This window comes from Streptomyces alkaliterrae (assembly GCF_007097205.2).
Lineage (GTDB): Bacteria > Actinomycetota > Actinomycetes > Streptomycetales > Streptomycetaceae > Streptomyces > Streptomyces alkaliterrae.
The window spans coordinates 1-2,431 of record NZ_VJYK02000505.1 but is presented as its reverse complement, the minus strand read 5'-3'; the positions used below and the strand labels follow the sequence as shown (position 1 = coordinate 2,431).

General features: G+C 71.9%; 1 protein-coding gene and 1 pseudogene. One reads left to right on the top strand and one right to left on the bottom strand.

The window, feature by feature from the left end:
* A pseudogene (locus FNX44_RS26140) lies at window positions 1-962 on the top strand (RNA polymerase sigma factor); the annotation flags it as partial.
* A gap of 149 nt (window positions 963-1,111) precedes the next feature.
* Here FNX44_RS26140 and FNX44_RS26135 read toward each other — a convergent pair.
* A complete protein-coding gene (locus FNX44_RS26135) occupies window positions 1,112-2,137 on the bottom strand; it encodes a ParB/Srx family N-terminal domain-containing protein (protein WP_143651447.1) in 1,026 nt (341 codons plus the stop codon).
* Window positions 2,138-2,431: the final 294 nt, after the last annotated feature.

The following is a 2,431-nucleotide window of genomic DNA, read 5'->3' as shown; positions in this document are numbered from 1 at the left end:
CCCCCGTGGTCGCCCTCTCCCCCTCCCTGCGTACGGAGGGCAGCGGCGGCGCGTCCGCCGACCTGTTCCGCCAGTACCTGCGCGAGATCGGCCGCATCCCGCTGCTGACGGCCGCCGAGGAGGTGGAGCTGGCCCGCCGGGTCGAGGCCGGCCTCTTCGCCGAGGAGAAGCTGAACGCCGCCGACGGCCGGCTCGACACCCGCCTCGCCCTCGACCTCGACCGACTGGTCGTCCTCGGCCGGCTCGCCAAGCGCCGCCTCATCGAGGCGAACCTGCGGCTGGTGGTCTCCGTCGCCAAGCGCTACGTGGGACGCGGCCTGACCATGCTCGACCTCGTCCAGGAGGGCAACGTCGGGCTGATCCGCGCGGTGGAGAAGTTCGACTACACGCGCGGCTTCAAGTTCTCCACGTACGCGACGTGGTGGATCCGCCAGGCGATGTCCCGCGCGCTCGCGGACCAGGCCCGCACGATCCGCGTCCCCGTGCACGTCGTCGAGCTGATCAACCGGGTCGTCCGGGTGCAACGCGCGTACCTCCAGGAACGCGGCCACGAGCCGAGCGCCGAACAGGTCGCCGGCTACCTCGGCATCACCGCCGACCGCGTCCGCGAGGTGCTGCGGCTCGCCCAGGAGCCGATCTCGCTGCACTCCCCCGTCGGCGAGGAGGACGACGTGCACCTCGCCGACCTGATCGAGGACGGCGACGCCCCCTCCCCCGCCGAGTCCGCGGCGTTCCTGCTGCTCCGCCAGCACCTGGAGGCGGTGCTGTCCACACTCGGCGAACGCGAACGCCGGGTCGTGCAGCTCCGCTACGGCCTCGTCGACGGCCAGCCGCGCACCCTGGAGGAGATCGGCCGCCTCTTCGGCGTCACCCGCGAACGCATCCGCCAGATCGAGTCCAAAACCCTCAACAAGCTCCGCCACCACGCCTACGCCGGCCAACTCCGCGGCTACCTGGACTAGTTCCGCGGGAGCGCGCGCAATCTCACGCAAGTACCCGGCATGGCCTACTCGGCGCCGGCGCGAATTCCCCGGTGCGTGTGGCCGCCACTTCGATCGCGCCGGGACACGGCGGCCACACGCCGGGCAGTGGGCCGAGGCGGCGGGCTGGATCAGCGCAGCCGGTGGTTCAGGGCGTAGGCGAGCTTGCCGGGCTTGGCGTCCGCCATGGGCGTGGACAGCTTGGCGAACTCCTTGGCGTTCCACGTGGCGAGGCGGCCGAGCCCGTCGGCGGTGCGGCCGTCGGCCAGCTCGGTGGTACCGGGTAGGGCGACCATGGCCCGGGAGGCGTCCTCCACCAGGCGCAGGTAGTCGGCGTGGTCGTCCAGATCGTAGTCGTCCAGGCTGAGGCGGAGGTCGTCGCGCAGCCAGGCGCCCCAGTAGAACTCCAGGAACTCCACGGGCTTGGCCGGCTTCTGGTAGCCGATGTCACGGGTGAAGTAGACGAGGGCGCGGTAGGGGTCGTCGTCCAGCCGGTCCAGGCCGAGACGGCCGGGGAGCTGGTCGGCGGTGATCTTCCGGCCGCCACCGTCGCGCAGCCACACCCAGCCGCGCTGTTCCATCTCCGCCCAGAACTCCTTCTTGTCCAGATGGCTGAGGTCGGCCGCGACGCGGACGCGGATCTTCGTCTTCGGGCCGCCGTCCGGGGTCTCCCAGAAGCTGGTGAAGGTGTGGTGGCCGTCGGTGAGGTAGAGGCGGTCGCGGGGGCCTACGACCACGGTCTTCATCGCGGCGACGCTGTCGGCGGTCTCCTGGCCCTCGGGGATCGTGCAGCTGAAGCGCCCGGGCTTGTCCAGCCGGGCGTGCGCCCGCACCGAGGCGGCCTCGCCCTGGCCGTTGGCCTCGCACCAGTCGTCGTACTTCTTGTTGAACTTGCCGCGGTCCTCGTCCTTGGTGCTCGCGTAGCGGCCCAGCTTGTAGTGGACCTGGTCATGGCCGACGGCCCCCTGCGTCGGGTGCAGCTTGTCCAGCCGCACCCAGCGCAGCTCCTCGGCCCCGTTCTGCCCCGAGGCGGACTCGGCGGCCGCGGCCGCGGCCGAGGCGGTCGCGGACGGTGTGATCAGAGCAGCGCCGGAAAGCGCGAACAGGGCGGCGAGCAGCAGGGCACGGCCACGGGTCAGACGTCTGGCAGCGGGCATGTGTGCGTCCTTCGGCAACGGGCGGCGGTTCGCTGAGGAACCTCCCAGGACGCCGTGACCGGCCAGTGACGGCACGGCCGACGCCCGGTGAACGATGGCGGCCGCGGCCAGGGCGCCCGGGACCCGACCTGCCGATCGGCGCAAGCGGAGCGCCCTTCCGCCACTACGCCTTCGGACGTCGGGTCGAAGGCCTGGGGTTGTTGTGGTTTCGAGCGGGCCGCCGCCGCTGCTGGCGGCTTGGGCCGCGCATAGGCGTCAGTACGCGGGCTGTGTTGGGTCGGGTTGGGGGAAGGC

Excerpts from the sequence above, each read along its gene's own strand:
- FNX44_RS26135 (WP_143651447.1), bottom strand. The coding sequence starts at position 2,137 with ATGCCCGCTGCCAGACGTCTGACCCGTGGCCGTGCCCTGCTGCTCGCC.